Source organism: Leifsonia sp. EB34 (assembly GCF_041260585.1).
GTDB lineage: Bacteria > Actinomycetota > Actinomycetes > Actinomycetales > Microbacteriaceae > Leifsonia.
This window is the reverse complement of the sequence record NZ_JBGCCV010000001.1, coordinates 314,707-330,244: the sequence shown is the minus strand read 5'-3', so window position 1 is coordinate 330,244 and position 15,538 is coordinate 314,707. Positions and strand designations below refer to the sequence as shown.

12 protein-coding genes and 1 tRNA gene are annotated in these 15,538 nt (G+C 71.6%); 11 read left to right on the top strand and 2 right to left on the bottom strand.

Going from position 1 to position 15,538, the window contains the following annotated elements; all coding sequences use genetic code 11:
- The first annotated feature begins 11 nt into the window (after window positions 1–11).
- The 3 genes from ABIA36_RS01635 to ABIA36_RS01625 all read left to right on the top strand — a co-directional run bounded on the left by ABIA36_RS01635 (window position 12) and on the right by ABIA36_RS01625 (window position 3,433).
- The gene (locus ABIA36_RS01635) at window positions 12–2,075 is read left to right on the top strand and encodes a fructose-specific PTS transporter subunit EIIC (RefSeq protein ID WP_369960532.1); all 2,064 of its coding nucleotides are present in this window, start codon (window positions 12–14) and stop codon (window positions 2,073–2,075) included.
- A gap of 53 nt (window positions 2,076–2,128) precedes the next feature.
- Window positions 2,129–2,398 carry an HPr family phosphocarrier protein gene (locus ABIA36_RS01630; protein WP_369960531.1) on the top strand — a complete coding sequence of 90 codons (270 nt, stop codon included), beginning with the start codon at window positions 2,129–2,131 and terminating at the stop codon, window positions 2,396–2,398.
- Window positions 2,399–2,521: 123 nt separating this feature from the next.
- Window positions 2,522–3,433 (top strand): serine protease, encoded by a 912-nt coding sequence (locus tag ABIA36_RS01625; RefSeq protein ID WP_369960530.1) that lies wholly within the window; start codon window positions 2,522–2,524, stop codon window positions 3,431–3,433.
- 63 nt (window positions 3,434–3,496) lie between these two features.
- On the opposite strand, the gene ABIA36_RS01620 is transcribed toward ABIA36_RS01625, so the two are convergent.
- Window positions 3,497–3,569: transfer RNA gene (locus ABIA36_RS01620), tRNA-Arg, on the bottom strand.
- A gap of 83 nt (window positions 3,570–3,652) precedes the next feature.
- The gene (locus tag ABIA36_RS01615) at window positions 3,653–4,252 is read right to left on the bottom strand and encodes an iron ABC transporter ATP-binding protein (RefSeq protein ID WP_369960529.1); all 600 of its coding nucleotides are present in this window, start codon (window positions 4,250–4,252) and stop codon (window positions 3,653–3,655) included.
- A gap of 98 nt (window positions 4,253–4,350) precedes the next feature.
- Between ABIA36_RS01615 and argS the strand changes: the two genes are divergently transcribed.
- The 8 genes from argS to prfA all read left to right on the top strand — a co-directional run bounded on the left by argS (window position 4,351) and on the right by prfA (window position 15,492).
- Entirely contained in the window at window positions 4,351–6,054 is a 1,704-nt protein-coding gene (gene argS / locus ABIA36_RS01610) for an arginine--tRNA ligase (protein ID WP_369960528.1), read from the top strand.
- 4 nt (window positions 6,055–6,058) lie between these two features.
- Window positions 6,059–6,823 carry a DUF2993 domain-containing protein gene (locus ABIA36_RS01605; protein WP_369960527.1) on the top strand — a complete coding sequence of 255 codons (765 nt, stop codon included), beginning with the start codon at window positions 6,059–6,061 and terminating at the stop codon, window positions 6,821–6,823.
- Between the two features lie 152 nt (window positions 6,824–6,975).
- Window positions 6,976–8,391, top strand: a complete 1,416-nt coding sequence (gene lysA, locus ABIA36_RS01600; RefSeq protein ID WP_369960526.1) for a diaminopimelate decarboxylase — start codon at window positions 6,976–6,978, stop codon at window positions 8,389–8,391.
- Window positions 8,388–9,743, top strand: coding sequence for a homoserine dehydrogenase (locus tag ABIA36_RS01595; RefSeq protein ID WP_369960525.1), 1,356 nt, complete (start codon window positions 8,388–8,390; stop codon window positions 9,741–9,743). The genes lysA and ABIA36_RS01595 overlap by 4 nt, the downstream gene beginning before the upstream one ends.
- On the top strand, window positions 9,743–10,864 hold the full coding sequence (gene thrC, locus ABIA36_RS01590; protein ID WP_369960524.1) for a threonine synthase: 1,122 nt from the start codon (window positions 9,743–9,745) through the stop codon (window positions 10,862–10,864). The genes ABIA36_RS01595 and thrC overlap by 1 nt, the downstream gene beginning before the upstream one ends.
- Window positions 10,861–11,823 (top strand): homoserine kinase, encoded by a 963-nt coding sequence (gene thrB / locus ABIA36_RS01585; RefSeq protein WP_369960523.1) that lies wholly within the window; start codon window positions 10,861–10,863, stop codon window positions 11,821–11,823. Before thrC ends, thrB begins: the two co-directional genes overlap by 4 nt.
- 260 nt (window positions 11,824–12,083) lie before the next feature.
- Window positions 12,084–14,327, top strand: coding sequence for a transcription termination factor Rho (gene rho / locus ABIA36_RS01580; protein WP_369960522.1), 2,244 nt, complete (start codon window positions 12,084–12,086; stop codon window positions 14,325–14,327).
- Window positions 14,328–14,415: 88 nt separating this feature from the next.
- On the top strand, window positions 14,416–15,492 hold the full coding sequence (gene prfA, locus ABIA36_RS01575; RefSeq protein ID WP_369960521.1) for a peptide chain release factor 1: 1,077 nt from the start codon (window positions 14,416–14,418) through the stop codon (window positions 15,490–15,492).
- Window positions 15,493–15,538: the final 46 nt, after the last annotated feature.

The following is a 15,538-nucleotide window of genomic DNA, read 5'->3' as shown; positions in this document are numbered from 1 at the left end:
TGGAGGACACCGTGTCACCGAAGACAATCACCCCAGCCCTCGTCAGCCTCGACAACCATGCGGCCGGCGACAAGAGCGACGTCATCCGCGCCCTCGCCGCGCGCGTCGTCGCCGAAGGCCGCGCCACCGACGCCGACGCGCTCTACGCCGACGCGTGGGCCCGCGAGCAGAAGGACGAGACCGGCCTGCCGGGCGGCATCGCCATCCCGCACGCCAAGAGCCCGTCCGTCACGGTCCCGACGCTCGCGTTCGCGCGGCTGGAGCCCGGCGTGGACTTCGGCGCACCCGACGGCCCCGCCGACCTCGTGTTCCTGATCGCGGCGCCGGCCGACGCGGCCGAGGCCCACCTCGCCGTCCTGTCGAAGCTGGCGCGCAGCCTGATGACCGAGGAGTTCACCGCGGGGCTCCGTGCCGCGAAGACCCCGGAGGATGTGGTAGCCCTCGTGGACGAGGCGATCGGCGAGGGCGAGGCCCCCGCTGCCACGACGAAGCCGGCCGCGGCACCGGGCGCCGCGCCCGACACCTCCCTCCACATCGACGGCCGCCCGGCGCGCATCGTCGCCGTCACCTCCTGCGCGACCGGCATCGCCCACACCTTCATGGCCGCCGACGCGCTCACCGCCGCCGGCACCAAGAACGGCGTGGCACTGACCGTCGAGCCACAGGGCTCCAGCGGCTACCAGGCCATCCCGCAGAGCGTCATCGACGACGCCGACGCCGTCATCTTCGCCAACGACGTGGACGTGCGCGAGGAGGCCCGCTTCGCCGGCAAGCCCGTCGTGCGCTCCACGGTCAAGCGCGGCATCGAGCAGCCCGACCAGCTCATCGCCGAGGCGGTCGCGGTCGCGAACGACCCGCACGGTGCGCGCGTCACCGCGACGCGCGGCTCATCCGCCGGCTCCCCGGCGGTCTCGCTCTCCTGGGGAGCCAACCTCAAGCGCATCCTGCTCACCGGCGTCAGCTACATGATCCCGTTCGTCGCCGGCGGCGGCCTGCTGATCGCGATCAGCTTCCTGCCGTTCCTCGGCGGCTACGGCATCGCCCTCGCCCACGGCACCTCCGGCATGAACAACGCCGTCTACACGCTGACGCACTACGCGATCTGGAACCTCCCGCCGGAAGGCCTCGGCTACTACCTCGGCGCGATCGCCTTCGAGATCGGCAGTGTGAGCCTCGGCTTCCTCGTCCCGGCGCTGGCCGGCTACATCGCCTTCGCTATCGCCGACCGGCCGGGCATCGCACCCGGGTTCGTCGCCGGCGCCATCGCGGTCTTCATGAACGCGGGCTTCCTCGGCGGCCTGATCGGTGGCCTCCTGGCCGGCTATGCCGCGTGGCTGATCGGCCGCCCGGCCGTCCCGCGCTGGCTGCGCGGCCTGATGCCGGTCGTGATCATCCCGCTCGGCGCCTCGATCATCGCCTCCGGGCTGATGCTGCTCATCCTGGGTGCACCGATCGCCTGGCTGATGACCCAGCTCACGCACTTCCTGAACGGGCTGTCCGGAGCCGGCGCGATCGTCCTCGGCGTCATCCTCGGCCTGATGATGTGCTTCGACCTGGGCGGCCCGGTCAACAAAGTCGCCTACGCATTCGCCGTCGCCGGCCTCGCCGCGCAGACCGACGCCAGCTTCCAGATCATGGCCGCGGTGATGATCGCGGGAATGGTGCCTCCGCTCGGGATGGCGCTCGCCTCGACCGTGCTCTACCGGCGCGGCTTCACCGAGGTGGAGCGCGAGAACGGGGCCGCCGCGTGGCTGCTCGGCGCATCCTTCATCTCGGAGGGCGCCATCCCCTTCGCCGCCGCCGACCCGCTGCGCGTCATCCCGGCCAACCTCGTCGGCGGCGCGGTCGCCGGCGGTCTGGCCATGGCGTTCGGCGTCCGCTCGCGGGCCCCGCACGGCGGGATCTTCGTCTTCTTCGCCATCGACCCGTTCTGGGGTTTCGTCGTCGCGATCCTGGCCGGGATGACCGTCACCGCCCTCCTCGTGGTCGGCCTGAAGAAGTTCGCAGTGCCCCGCACGACGACCACGGCGGCGGCCGAGGCCGACCAGCCCGTCCCCGCGGGCGTCGCGGCCTGAGGGCACTGCGGCCCCCATTCCGTCACCGCCACGACCACGGAGAGAACAGAACCATGACCCAGCGCACCGCTACCGTCGCCAGCTCCTCCGGGCTCCACGCCCGCCCGGCCAAGCTGTTCGTGCAAGCCGTCCAGCAGACGGGCATCCCGGTGACGATCGCCGCCGGCGACGGCCCCGAGCTCGACGCCCGCAGCATCCTCTCCCTGATGGGTCTCGCGGCGAGCAAAGGCACGGTCGTGACCCTGAAGTCGGACGCCCCGGGTGCGGAGGCCGCGCTGGACGGGCTCGTCGTCCTCCTGGGGACCGACCTCGACGCCGAGTAGCGGCTGAGGCTCCCCCTTCCCGCGGCCGATGCGGCTCGCCGGCTCCCCGCCCTAGCGTCGAAGGACACGACCGCCCCGCAGTCGCGTCCGGCGGGGACACAGGGGGCGGGAAGGGGGAGCAGGATGCGCACGACCATTCGAGGACTGGGCGCGCTCGCGGTGGCTGTCACAGTGGCGATCGCGCTGGCGGCGGGAGGTCTCGTGCCCGCCTCGGCGGCCGAGCCGCCGATCGATCCGCACGGCTACTGGACGGCGGAGAGGCTGCGGGCCGCCGCGCCCGAGCTCCCGGCCGACCCTGGATCGCCGGCGCCCGCGCCCGCGCATGCGGGGGAGCGGACGCTGGGCTGGGGGTCGACCACCACCGTCAACAACACGGTCGGGAGACTGTTCTTCCGCACGCCGACGGGCGACACCTCCTGCACCGCGACCGTCGTCAACAGCGCCACGAAGAACGTGGTCATCACCGCCGCACACTGCGTGCACCCCGGCGGCCCGGGCCGCGCGTACTACGGGAACTTCCTGTTCGCCCCCGGCTGGAACAACGGCCCGTCGGCGCACGGCTACTGGTCCGGCACGGCGGTGGGCGCCTCCGCCGAGTGGACGCAGAGCAAGAAGTGGGATCACGACTACGCGTTCGTCCGGCTCGCCCCGAGCGGAGGCCAGCAGATCGCGAACCGGCTGGGCGGCAACGCCGTCGCGGCGGGGGCGGGACAGGCGCAGGCGAACGTGCAGATCTGGGGGTACCCCGTGCTCGCGCCCTACACCGGGCAGACCGCCCACCGCTGCATCGTCTCCACCATCCCTGTGAACAGTTACGCGCCCGACGCGCGGGCCGCGTGCCCCTTCACCCACGGGGCGAGCGGGGGCCCGTGGCTGAAGGACGTGCAGGCGTCCGGACTCGGCCTCGTCTGGGCCGTGACCTCCCGCTGCGAGAGCGCGCCGGGCGGCGGCGGCGCGTGCGCGGGCACGGCGCTGTTCGCGACGCCGCTGCCTCCCGCGGCCTTAGCGCTCCGGGACGCGGTCGGCGGCGCCTGACAACGGCGCGTGAGAACGACGAAGGCCCCTCCCGCGGGAGGAGCCTTCTCATGGTGCTTTCGGTGCCCCCAGTAGGATTTGAACCTACGGCCTTCTGCTCCGGAGGCAGACGCTCTATCCCCTGAGCTATGGGGGCCAGGAGTGCCCGTCCAGGCTAGCATCCTTTCGCGCCGTGCCCAGCCAGCGCGGCCCGGCCAGCGCGGCCCGGCCGGAGCCGGCTCAGCTCGCGGGCAGGTCGCTCAGCACGCTCTGCATCAGCGGCGCCGCGTCGCCCGGCTCGAAGAACGCGGTCGACTCCGCGACCACCCAGTACTTGCCGCGGAAGATCTGCACCTGCCCGGCCGTGGCCGGCTTGAAGTAGCCCTCCACCTGCGGCGGCGTGCCGTAGGTGGGAACGGGCTGGGCCACCGTGATCGCGGTGTTCTTCAGCCCTTCGAGCTTGTCCGCGGGAGGCATCGCCACGGCGATCTGGACGACGTCGCCGCTGGTCTGGTTCTTCCAGGCGCAGGTGACGCCCTTCCAGTCGGCGATCTGCTTCTCCAACGTCCCCGCGGTGGGGGCGTAGCCCGGGTCGGTCGAGAAGTTGGGGTTGTACGCGTAGAGCTGGTCGGCCGTCACCACCTGGTCGCAGGTGAGCGTGACCGGCGTCGGCGGCAGCGTCGGCGTCGGGGTCGCGACCGGCTCGGCCTTCGTTCCGCCGGGGTGCGCCGACGACGACGCGACGGCGTCCGGCTTCGCTGCAGGCGTGCAGCCCACGAGCGTGACGGCGGCGGCGGCGATCGCGAGGGCGGCGAGGGTCCGTGCTGTGTGCTGCTGCATGCGGTTGTGCGTCTTCCGTGTCGTCCCGGTGCGTGTCGCATCGCACCCTATCAAGAGCCGCGAAGGGAAGGCTTGGAGCGCCATTAGACTGTTTCTCTATGACTCCCGATGACCTCTCCGCCGCCCTGCTCGCCATCGTGACGACCGTGGTGAGCCGCCGACGCGAGGCCGACGAGAGCATCCCGGAGCTCACGATCACGGCGGAGGACATCCCGCTCGAGCGCCCGAAGAACCGCGAGCACGGCGACTGGTCGTCCAACGTCGCGATGCGGATCGCCAAGCGGCTCGGCGCCAACCCGCGCGAGCTCGCGGGCGAGATCGCCGAGGGCGCCGCCGGCATCGAGGGCGTCTCCTCGGCCGAGGTCGCCGGACCCGGCTTCATCAACTTCCGCCTGGAGGCCGCGGCCGCCGGCAAGCTGGCCCAGACCATCGTGGAGGCCGGCGAGGCGTACGGCCGCGGCGACCTCTACGACGGCCTCCTGGTCAACCTGGAGTTCGTCTCCGCCAACCCGACCGGCCCCATCCATCTGGGCGGCGCGCGCTGGGCGGCCGTCGGCGACAGCCTCGCCCGCATCCTGCAGGCCGAGGGCGCCGACGTCACCCGCGAGTACTACTTCAACGACCACGGCTCCCAGATCGACCGCTTCGCGCGCAGCCTGCTCGCCGCGTACCTCGGTGAGCCCACGCCGGAGGACGGCTACGGCGGCGCCTACATCGGCGAGATCGCGGCCGAGGTCGCGACCCGCGCCGCGGCCGACCCGGCGATCGGCGACCTGGCCGACCTGCCGCGCGAGCAGCAGCAGGAGGTCTTCCGCCGCATCGGCACCGACCTCATGTTCCAGGAGATCAAGGACCGGCTGCACGCGTTCGGCGTCGACTTCGACGTGTACTTCCACGAGGACTCGCTGCACGAGTCCGGCGCCGTCGAGCGCGCGATCGAGCGCCTGGACGAGCTCGGCCACATCTTCGAGGCCGACGGCGCCATCTGGCTCCGCACCACGACCTTCGGCGACGACCGGGACCGCGTCATCGTGCGCTCGAACGGCGAGCCCGCCTACATCTCCGGCGACCTCGGCTACTACCTCGACAAGCGCGAGCGCGGCTTCGAGCAGAACATCATCATGCTCGGCGCCGACCACCACGGCTACATCGGCCGCCTGATGGCGATGGTGGAGGCCTTCGGCGACGAGCCGCACGTGAACCTCCAGATCCTGATCGGCCAGATGGTCAACCTGGTGAAGGACGGCGAGCCGGTCAAGATGTCGAAGCGCGCCGGCACCATCGTCACGCTCGACGACCTGGTCGACGTGGTCGGCGTGGACGCCGCCCGCTACTCGCTGGTGCGCTCCTCCACCGACTCGCAGCTCGACATCGACCTCGACCTGCTCACCAAGCGCAGCAACGACAACCCCGTCTACTACGTGCAGTACGCGCACGCCCGCACCCGGTCGGTGGCGGCGAACGCGGCCAGGTCCGGGGTTGACCGCAGCGTGTTCAAGCCCGAGCTGCTGACGCACGAGACCGAGAGCGCCCTGCTCGGCGGCCTCCAGGAGTTCCCCCGGGTGGTCGCCCAGGCGGCGGAGCTGCGCGAGCCGCACCGCGTCGCGCGCTACGTCGAGGAGCTCGCGGGGCTGTACCACGCCTGGTACGCCGTGCGCGACGGCTCCACCCGCGTGCTCCCGCACGGCGACGAGCCGGTCACCGACGCCCACCGCACCCGCCTGTGGCTGAACGACGCAACCGGCCAGGTCGTCCGCAACGGCCTCGCGCTGGTAGGAGTGTCCGCCCCGGAGCGGATGTGACGGCATGAGCGTTCGAAGCGATCGGCCGGCCCGCCCGCGCTGGCTGAAGACCCTCCTGCGGATCGTGATCCCGGTCGTGGTCGTCGTCCTCCTGCTGGTGGTGGCCGACGCCGTGACGCGCGCGGTCGCCGAGCAGCGGGTGGCAGCCGAGATCGAGAAGAACCTGCCCGACACGGTGAAGGCCGACGTCTCCGTGCACATCGGTGGATTCTCGGTGCTCGCGCAGTTCTTGGAGGGCAGCTTCTCGGACGTGGATCTGACGGCCCCGCACGCGACCGTGAACGGCGCCCCGCTGAGCGCGGCCATCCATGCGACGGGAGTGCCCACCGACTTCAGCAAGCCCATCGCGTCGGCCACGGGCACGCTGAACATCTCGCAGGACTCGCTGAACAAGCTCGTCACCATCCCCGGCGCGAAGGGCGACATCACGCTGGGCGACGGCGCGCTCGGCTACGACGGGAGCATCGACCTGCTCGGCCTCCCGGTCGACTACACCGTGAGCGCCACCGCCAAGGCGAACGGGAGCACCGTCCTGCTCACGCCGGGCAAGGCCAGCGTCTCCGCGGGGTCGGGCAATGTGAGCATCACCAAGCTGCTCCAGGCGCTGACCGCCAGTGGACCGTTCCCGCTGTGCGCAGCCCAGTACCTCCCCGCCGGGGTGCAGGTGAGCGACATCCGGGTGACGCCGAATCACGCCGAGGTGACCCTGACCGCGTCGAACTTCGTCATGGACGAGAAGTTCCTGCACAGCAAGGGAAGCTGCTCGTAGCCGCGGCGGCGCGTAACACGGCGAAGCGGTTTGCGCGCGCTCGATAGACTTCTTGCACTTCTCCACCGGCTTCAGGGGCCAATCCGGGCCCGCTCGCCAGAGAGAACCCCACTCGTCGACTTGTGTTTCTCCGTACTCGTGAGGTTGTCCCCATGGCATCGAATCCGCTCGCACCCCCGTGGCTGCCCGAGCCCGGCGACGCGAACGCGCTGGCCCCCGGCCTCTGGTCGCGCACCGTGCACCGCGAGGAGGGTGTGCTCGTCGTCGGCGGCGTCCCCGTCACCGAGCTGGCCGAGCGCTTCGGCACGCCGCTCTACGTCGTCGACGAGGCCGAGGCCCGCCAGCGCGCGGTCGAGGTCCGCTCGGCCCTGCAGCGCGCGTTCGCCGAGGTGGACTCCGCCGCCCGCGTCTACTACGCGGGCAAGGCGTTCCTCTCCATCGAGGTCGCGCGCTGGATGGTGGCGGCCGGGCTCAACATCGACGTCTGCTCGGGCGGCGAGCTGGCGGTCGCCCTCGCCGCGGGAGTCCCCGCCGAGCGGCTCGGGTTCCACGGCAACAACAAGTCCCTCGCCGAAATCGACCGCGCCGTCGCGGAGGGCGTCGGCGCCGTCATCATCGACAGCCTCCAGGAGGTCGACCGCGTCGCCGCGGCCGCCGAGCGGCACGGCGTCGTGCAGCGGGTGCGGCTGCGGGTGAACAGCGGCGTGCACGCGCACACGCACGCCTTCCTGGCCACCGCGCACGAGGACCAGAAGTTCGGCATCGCGCTCGCCGACGCCGCGGACGCCGTCGCACGCATCCGCTCGCACGCGGGCCTCGCCTTCCTCGGCCTGCACTGCCACATCGGGTCGCAGATCTTCGGGGCCGACGGCTTCGCGGAGTCCGCCGCCCGGCTGCTCGCCGTGCACAAGGAGCTGCTCGCCGGCGGCGACGTCCCCGAGCTGAACCTCGGCGGCGGCTTCGGCATCGCGTACACCGCGGCCGACGACCCCGCGCCGATCGAGAGCCTCGCCCGCAGCATCGCGGAGACGGTGGCGGCGACCTGCGAGGACCTGGACATCCCGATCCCGGCGGTCGCGTTCGAGCCCGGCCGGTCGATCATCGGCACCGCGGGGCTCACGCTCTACACGGTCGGCACCACCAAGGACGTCACGGTGTCCGCGCAGGACGACGGCGAGACCGCGGTCCGCCGCTACGTGAGCGTGGACGGTGGGATGAGCGACAACGCCCGGCCCGCGCTCTACGGCGCCGACTACTCCGCCCGGATCGCCGACCGGGAGTCCGCCGCGGCGCCCGTGCTCGTGCGGGTGGCCGGCAAGCACTGCGAGAGCGGCGACATCGTCGTGGACGCCGAGTACCTGCCCGGCGACGTCGCCCCGGGCGACCTCCTCGCCGTGCCCGCGACGGGCGCCTACTGCTGGTCGCTGGCCAGCAACTACAACTACCTCGGCCGTCCGCCGGTCGTCGCCGTGAACGACGGCCAGGCCCGCGTCATCGTGCGCGGCGAGACCGAGGCGGACCTGCTGGCACGCGACGCCGCGTACGAAGACGGGAGCACCGGCCGATGATCGAATACCGCAACCTCCGGGTCGCGCTGCTGGGCGCCGGCTCCGTCGGCTCCCAGGTGGCGCGGCTGCTGCTGGAGCACGGCGACGAGTTCGCCTCGCGCGTCGGCGCACGGCTGGAGCTCGTCGGCATCGCCGTGCGCGACGTGAACGCGCCGCGCGACGTCGACCTCCCGAAGGAGCTCTTCACCACCGACGCCACCTCGCTCATCCTCGGCGCCGACATCGTCGTGGAGCTGATGGGCGGCGTGGAGCCGGCCCGCGGCTACGTGCTGGAGGCGCTGAACTCCGGCGCCGACGTCATCACGGCCAACAAGGCCCTGCTCGCCACCCACGGCCCCGAGCTGTTCGAGGCGGCGGAGCAGGTCGGAGCCCAGCTCTACTACGAGGCGGCCGTCGCGGGCGCCATCCCGATCATCCGGCCGCTGCGCGACAGCCTCGCCGGCGACACGGTCTCGCGCATCCTCGGCATCGTCAACGGCACCACCAACTTCATCCTCGACCGGATGGACGCGACGGGGGAGACCCTCGCCGACGCGCTCGCGACCGCCACCGAGCGCGGCTACGCGGAGGCCGACCCCACCGCCGACATCGGCGGCTACGACGCCGCGCAGAAGGCCGCGATCCTCGCGAGCCTCGCCTTCCACACCACCGTGCCGCTGGAGCAGGTCTACCGCGAGGGCATCACCTCCGTCACCCGCGAGCAGGTCGAGGCCGCCCGCGCGGGCGGCTGGGTGATCAAGCTGCTGGCGATCTGCGAGCGGCTGGTCGACCCGGAGACCGGCGAGGAGGGCGTCTCCGCCCGCGTCTACCCGGCGCTGATCAGCCGTGAGCACCCGCTAGCCGCCGTGCGCGGCGCGCACAACGCGGTGTTCGTCCAGGCCGAGGCCGCGGGCGACCTCATGTTCTACGGCGCGGGCGCCGGCGGCGTGGAGACGGCCTCCGCCGTGCTCGGCGACGTCGTGTCGGCCGCGCGCCGCCACGTCGTGGGCGGACCGGGTGTCGCCGAGTCGACCCACGCCGGCCTCCCGGTGCTCGACGTCGGCCGCGTGGTGACCCGCTACCAGATCACGCTGTCGGTGGCGGACCAGCCGGGCGTGCTCGCCACGGTCGCCCGCATCCTGAGCGACGGCGGGGTGAGCGTGGAGACGGTGCAGCAGTCCGTACCCAGCAGCACCGGCGCCGTCGTCATCTCCGGTAACGCACCGATTCACGGCGCGACCGCGCCCACCGCTACCCTGGTGATCGGCACCCACGAAGCCGAGGAGGCCGCGCTGGCGGCCACCGTGGAGGCGCTCGCCGCGAGCGACGTGGTCACCGCCGTCTCTTCCGTTCTCCGAGTCGAAGGATCGTAATGCCCCAGTCGTCGAATGGGCCGAAGTCGTACAGCCGGCAGTGGCGCGGCGTGCTCCGCGAGTACGCGGACCGCCTGAACATCTCCGAAGCGACTCCGATCGTGACGCTCGGCGAGGGCGGCACGCCGCTCCTGCCCGCCCCTGCGCTCTCCGCGCGCACCGGCGCCAACGTCTTCGTCAAGTTCGAGGGCATGAACCCGACCGGGTCGTTCAAGGACCGCGGCATGACGATGGCCATCTCCAAGGCCGTCGAGCACGGCGCGAAGGCCGTCATCTGCGCCTCCACCGGCAACACCTCCGCCTCGGCCGCGGCCTACGCCACCCACGCCGGCATCCAGGCCGTCGTGCTGGTGCCCGAGGGCAAGATCGCGATGGGCAAGCTCAGCCAGGCGATCGCGCACAACGCGCAGCTCCTCCAGGTGCAGGGCAACTTCGACGACTGTCTCGACATCGCCCGCGAGCTCGCGACCAACTACCCGGTCCACCTGGTCAACTCGGTGAACCCCGACCGCATCGAGGGTCAGAAGACCGCCGCGTTCGAGGTCGTCGAGGTGCTCGGCGACGCGCCGGACTTCCACATCGTCCCGGTCGGCAACGCCGGCAACTACACCGCCTACCACCGCGGCTACACCGAGGAGCTGCAGCGCGGCGAGGCCACGAAGCTGCCGCGGATGTTCGGCTTCCAGGCCGCGGGCAGCGCCCCGATCGTGCTCGGCCACCCTGTCACGGAGCCCGACACCATCGCCACCGCCATCCGGATCGGCAACCCCGCGTCGTGGGAGCTCGCGCTCAACGCGCGCGACGACAGCGACGGCTACTTCGGTGCCATCGACGACGCCGCGATCCTGGAGGCGCACCGCATCCTCTCGGCCGAGGTCGGCATCTTCGTGGAGCCCGCGAGCGCGATCAGCGTCGCCGGCCTCCTGGAGCGCTCCGCCGCCGGCGTCATCCCTGCCGGCGCCACCGTCGTGCTCACCGTCACCGGCCACGGCCTGAAGGACCCGCAGTGGGCCCTCCGCACGGCCGACGGCTCCGACGTGCAGCCGACCAGCGTGCCGGTCGACACCAACGCGATCGCCGACGTGCTCGGCCTGGTCCCCACCGCCGGAGCGTCGGCATGACCTTGCGCGCCGTCGACCTGCGCGGGCGCACGGTCGCGGTCAAGGTCCCGGCGACGAGCGCGAACCTCGGTCCGGGCTTCGACACGCTCGGGCTCTCGCTCGCCCTCTACGACGAGCTGCGGGTCAGCGTGCGCGACCAGCCCGGCGCGACCGTGGAGGTCGTCGGCGTCGGCGCGGGGGAGGTCCCGACCGACGAGAGCAACCTCGTCGTGCGGGCGATCGCCCACACCTTCGAGTCGGTCGGCGTCGCTCTGCCCGGACTGAACCTCCTCGCGCGCAACAGCATCCCGCACGGCCGCGGCCTGGGCTCGTCCGGTGCGGCGATCGTCTCCGGCATCATGGCCGCCAAGGGCCTGCTGGAGGGCGTCGTCGACCTCGACGCTCAGGCGCTGCTCGCGCTCGCGAACGACATGGAAGGCCACCCCGACAACGTCGCGCCCGCGCTTTTCGGCGGCCTCACGATCGCCTGGGTCACCCCGGACGGTCCGCGGTTCAAGAAGCTGATCGTGCACCGCGGCGTCTCGCCGCTGGTGCTCGTGCCGGAGCACGTCATGTCGACCGCGCTCGCCCGCAGCCTCCAGCCGGAGTCGGTGCCCCACGAGGATGCCGTCTTCAACGTCTCGCGCTCGGCCCTGCTGGTCGCCGCGCTCATCCAGAGCCCCGAGCTGCTGCACGCGGCGACGGAGGACAAGCTCCACCAGAGCTACCGCGCCTCCGCCATGCCGGAGACCGACCGGCTGATCACGCTGCTACGGTCCAACGGTTTCGCCGCCGTGGTCTCGGGAGCGGGGCCGTCGATCCTGGTGCTGTGCAGCGACCCGAGCCAGCGGCTCGCCGCGGCGGAGCTCGTCGCCCGCGAGGCGCAGACGGCCTGGCAGCCGCTGATGCTCGCGGTCGATTTCAAGGGCGCGACGGTCGCTCCGGTGGCCGTCGAGGACGCGGACACACCGGCGGCGTAGCGTCCGAACCGCCTGTCGTGAGGTGGTAAACTACCGAGTGCACCCGTGAAGAACCCGCGTCACGAGCGAATCCAGCTTCCGGGTGATCTCTTAGCAATCATGCCGTCACTCCTGCCTGCGCTTTTCGGATATCCGGAGCATCCGGGTCTCCAGAGCGCACCGTAGCGCGGATCAGAACGCAGCACGGTAAGGCAGGCTCACGTGACGAGTGCTCCACAGCGGCGCGCAGAGTGCGCGCCGGGGGAAAGGAATCCTCTTCAGTGACTGATGTCGAACTCCACGCCGGGGGCGTGGACACCAGCGACCTGACCTCGCTCAAGGTGGCGGAGCTCCAGGCTCTCGCCGCCGAGCTCGGCCTCCAGGGCGCGACCCGGCTCCGCAAGGGCGAGCTGGTCGAGGCGATCGCGGCGGCTCGCGCCGCTGCCGCCGGAACCGAGGCGCCCGCCGAGCAGGAAGCGGCCCAGCCCGTCTCCCTCGAGACGGTCCCGGCCGAGACCGAGCAGCAGGCGGACCACGCCACCGCGGCCTCCCAGGTGCTCATCGAGCCGCTCATCGCCGAGCCCGTCACGGACGCGCCCATTGCGGGCGACGCCCTCCTCTCGCAGGTCGCCGCCGAGCCGCGTCGCCGCGGCTCCCGCCGTGCCTCCAGCCCGGGCGGCACGAGCATCGAGCCGTCGACCAGCGCGCCGTCGACCAGTGTCGGCGCGGGCTCCCACGTCAACACCGGCGAGACCGGTGTCGAGTCGCTCATCCCGGACGTCGACGCTCTGCTCGACTCCGCTCTCGCCTCCCGCGAGCAGGCGCAGCGCGACGGCCAGGGCGGCCGCCGCCGCCGTGGCCGCGGCGGCCAGAACGGCCAGGGCCAGCAGAACGGTGCGCAGGAGGCCGACGAGCAGTCGGCCGAGGCGCCCGCGCAGGCCGAGCAGGCCCGAGGCGACCAGAACCGCGGCGACCAGAACCGTGGCGACCAGGGCGGCGAGCCGCAGGGCGACGCAGCCGAGCAGGGCGGCGAACAGCAGCCCTCCGGCCGCAGCCGCCGCAACCGCAACCGCAACAAGGGCAACGCCCAGAACGGCGAGCAGGGTCAGCAGAACCAGCAGGGCGGTCAGCAGGGCCAGAACCAGCAGGGTCAGCAGAACCAGCAGAACCAGCCCAAGGACCTCCAGGGCGACGGCGACAAGCAGGGCGGTCAGCAGAACCGCGGCCCGCAGCAGCAGCAGCAGGCCGACGGCGACCGTGCCGGCCGGTTCCGCGACCGCAACCGCAAGCGCCGTGGCGGCGCGGCGGGCGACGAGTTCGAGCCGGAGATCTCCGACGACGACGTGCTCATCCCCGTCGCGGGCATCCTGGACGTGCTGGACAACTACGCGTTCGTCCGCACGACGGGTTACCTGCCGGGCGCCAGCGACGTCTACGTCTCGCTCGGCCAGGTCAAGAAGTACAGCCTCCGCAAGGGCGACGCCGTCGTCGGCGCCATCCGCCAGCCGCGCGAGGGCGACAACAACAGCCGCCAGAAGTACAACGCGCTGGTGAAGGTCGACTCGATCAACGGCCAGACCATCGAGGAGGCCGCGACCCGCGTCGAGTTCGGCAAGCTCACCCCGCTGTACCCGCAGGAGCGGCTGCGGCTCGAGACCGAGCCGGGCAAGGTCACCCAGCGGATCATCGACCTGGTCGCCCCGATCGGCAAGGGCCAGCGCGGCCTCATCGTCGCGCCGCCCAAGGCCGGCAAGACCATCGTGATGCAGCAGATCGCCAACGCGATCACCACCAACAACCCCGAGGTGCACCTCATGGTCGTGCTGGTGGACGAGCGTCCCGAAGAGGTCACCGACATGCAGCGCACGGTGAAGGGCGAGGTCATCGCCTCCACCTTCGACCGTCCGGCGGAGGACCACACCACCGTCGCGGAGCTCGCGATCGAGCGCGCCAAGCGCCTGGTCGAGCTCGGCCACGACGTGGTCGTGCTGCTCGACTCGATCACCCGCCTCGGCCGCGCGTACAACCTGACGGCTCCGGCCTCCGGCCGCATCCTGTCCGGCGGTGTCGACGCGTCCGCGCTGTACCCCCCGAAGCGCTTCTTCGGCGCCGCGCGCAACATCGAGCACGGCGGCTCCCTGACCATCCTCGCCTCGGCGCTGGTGGAGACCGGCTCCAAGATGGACGAGGTGATCTTCGAGGAGTTCAAGGGCACCGGCAACATGGAGCTCCGCCTCTCGCGCCAGCTCGCCGACAAGCGCATCTTCCCGGCCGTCGACGTCAACGCCTCCGGCACCCGCCGCGAGGAGATGCTGATGGGCCAGGACGAGGTCAAGATCACCTGGAAGCTGCGTCGCGCCCTCGCCGGTCTCGACCAGCAGCAGGCCCTGGAGATCGTGCTCGGCCGCCTGAAGGAGACCTCGAGCAACGTCGAGTTCCTCATGCAGGTGCAGAAGTCGATGCCGCAGCCGACGAACGGCCACGGCACCGCGCACTCGCACGGCCACGAGAACGACCACCGCTAGCTGACGAAGTGCCCGTCCGCCGCGCCCTCGTGCGCGGCGGGCGGGCGCTTTCTCGTTTCCAGACGGCGCCACCAGAAAGAAGTCACGCATGTTCGAGTCGGTCAACGGCCTCATCGCCGAGCACGACGACCTCCAGCAGCAGCTCTCCGACCCCGAGCTGCACAGCGACCCGGCGCGCTCCAAGAAGGTGAACCGCCGCTACGCGGAGCTGTCGCGCATCGTCGCCTCGTACAACCAGTGGAAGCAGCTCTCCGATGACCTGGAGGCCGCGCGCGAGCTCGCCGCCGAGGACGAGGCCTTCGCCGAGGAGATCCCGGGTCTGGAGCAGAGCGTGGAGGAGTCCGGCGAGAAGTTGCGCCGCCTGCTGATCCCGCGGGACCCCAACGACAGCCGCGACGTCATCATGGAGATCAAGATGGGGGAGGGCGGGGCCGAGTCCGCGCTCTTCGCCGGCGACCTCCTGCGCATGTACCTGCACTACGCGGATTCCCGGCGCTGGAAGGCCGAGATCATCGAGCAGACCTCCAGCGACCTCGGCGGCATCAAAGACGTCCAGGTCGCATTCAAGGGCAACTCGAGCGACCCCGCTGAGGGCGTGTGGGCGCACCTGAAGTACGAGGGCGGCGTGCACCGCGTGCAGCGCGTGCCGGCGACCGAGTCGCAGGGCCGCATCCACACCTCCGCCGCGGGTGTGCTGGTGTTCCCGGAGGTGGACGAGCCCGAAGAGGTCGACATCAACCCCAACGACCTCAAGATCGACGTCTTCCGGTCCTCCGGCCCCGGCGGCCAATCGGTCAACACCACGGACTCGGCGGTCCGCATCACGCACGTGCCGACCGGCATCGTGGTGTCGATGCAGAACGAGAAGAGCCAGCTCCAGAACCGCGAGGCCGCGATGCGCGTGCTGCGCGCGCGCCTGCTCGCCAAGCAGCAGGAGGAGGCGGACGCCGAGGCGGCCGAGTTCCGCAAGGGCCAGATCCGCACGATGGACCGTTCGGAGCGCATCCGCACGTACAACTTCCCCGAGAACCGGATCGCCGACCACCGCACCGGCTACAAGGCGTACAACCTCGACTCCGTGATGAACGGCGCCCTCGACCCCGTCATCGAGTCGAACATCCTCGCCGACGAAGAGGCCCGCCTAGCCGACCTCGCCCAAGACTGAAACCGCCGAGTACGCGATAAATCAGCCGAAAACCGCCGAGTACGCA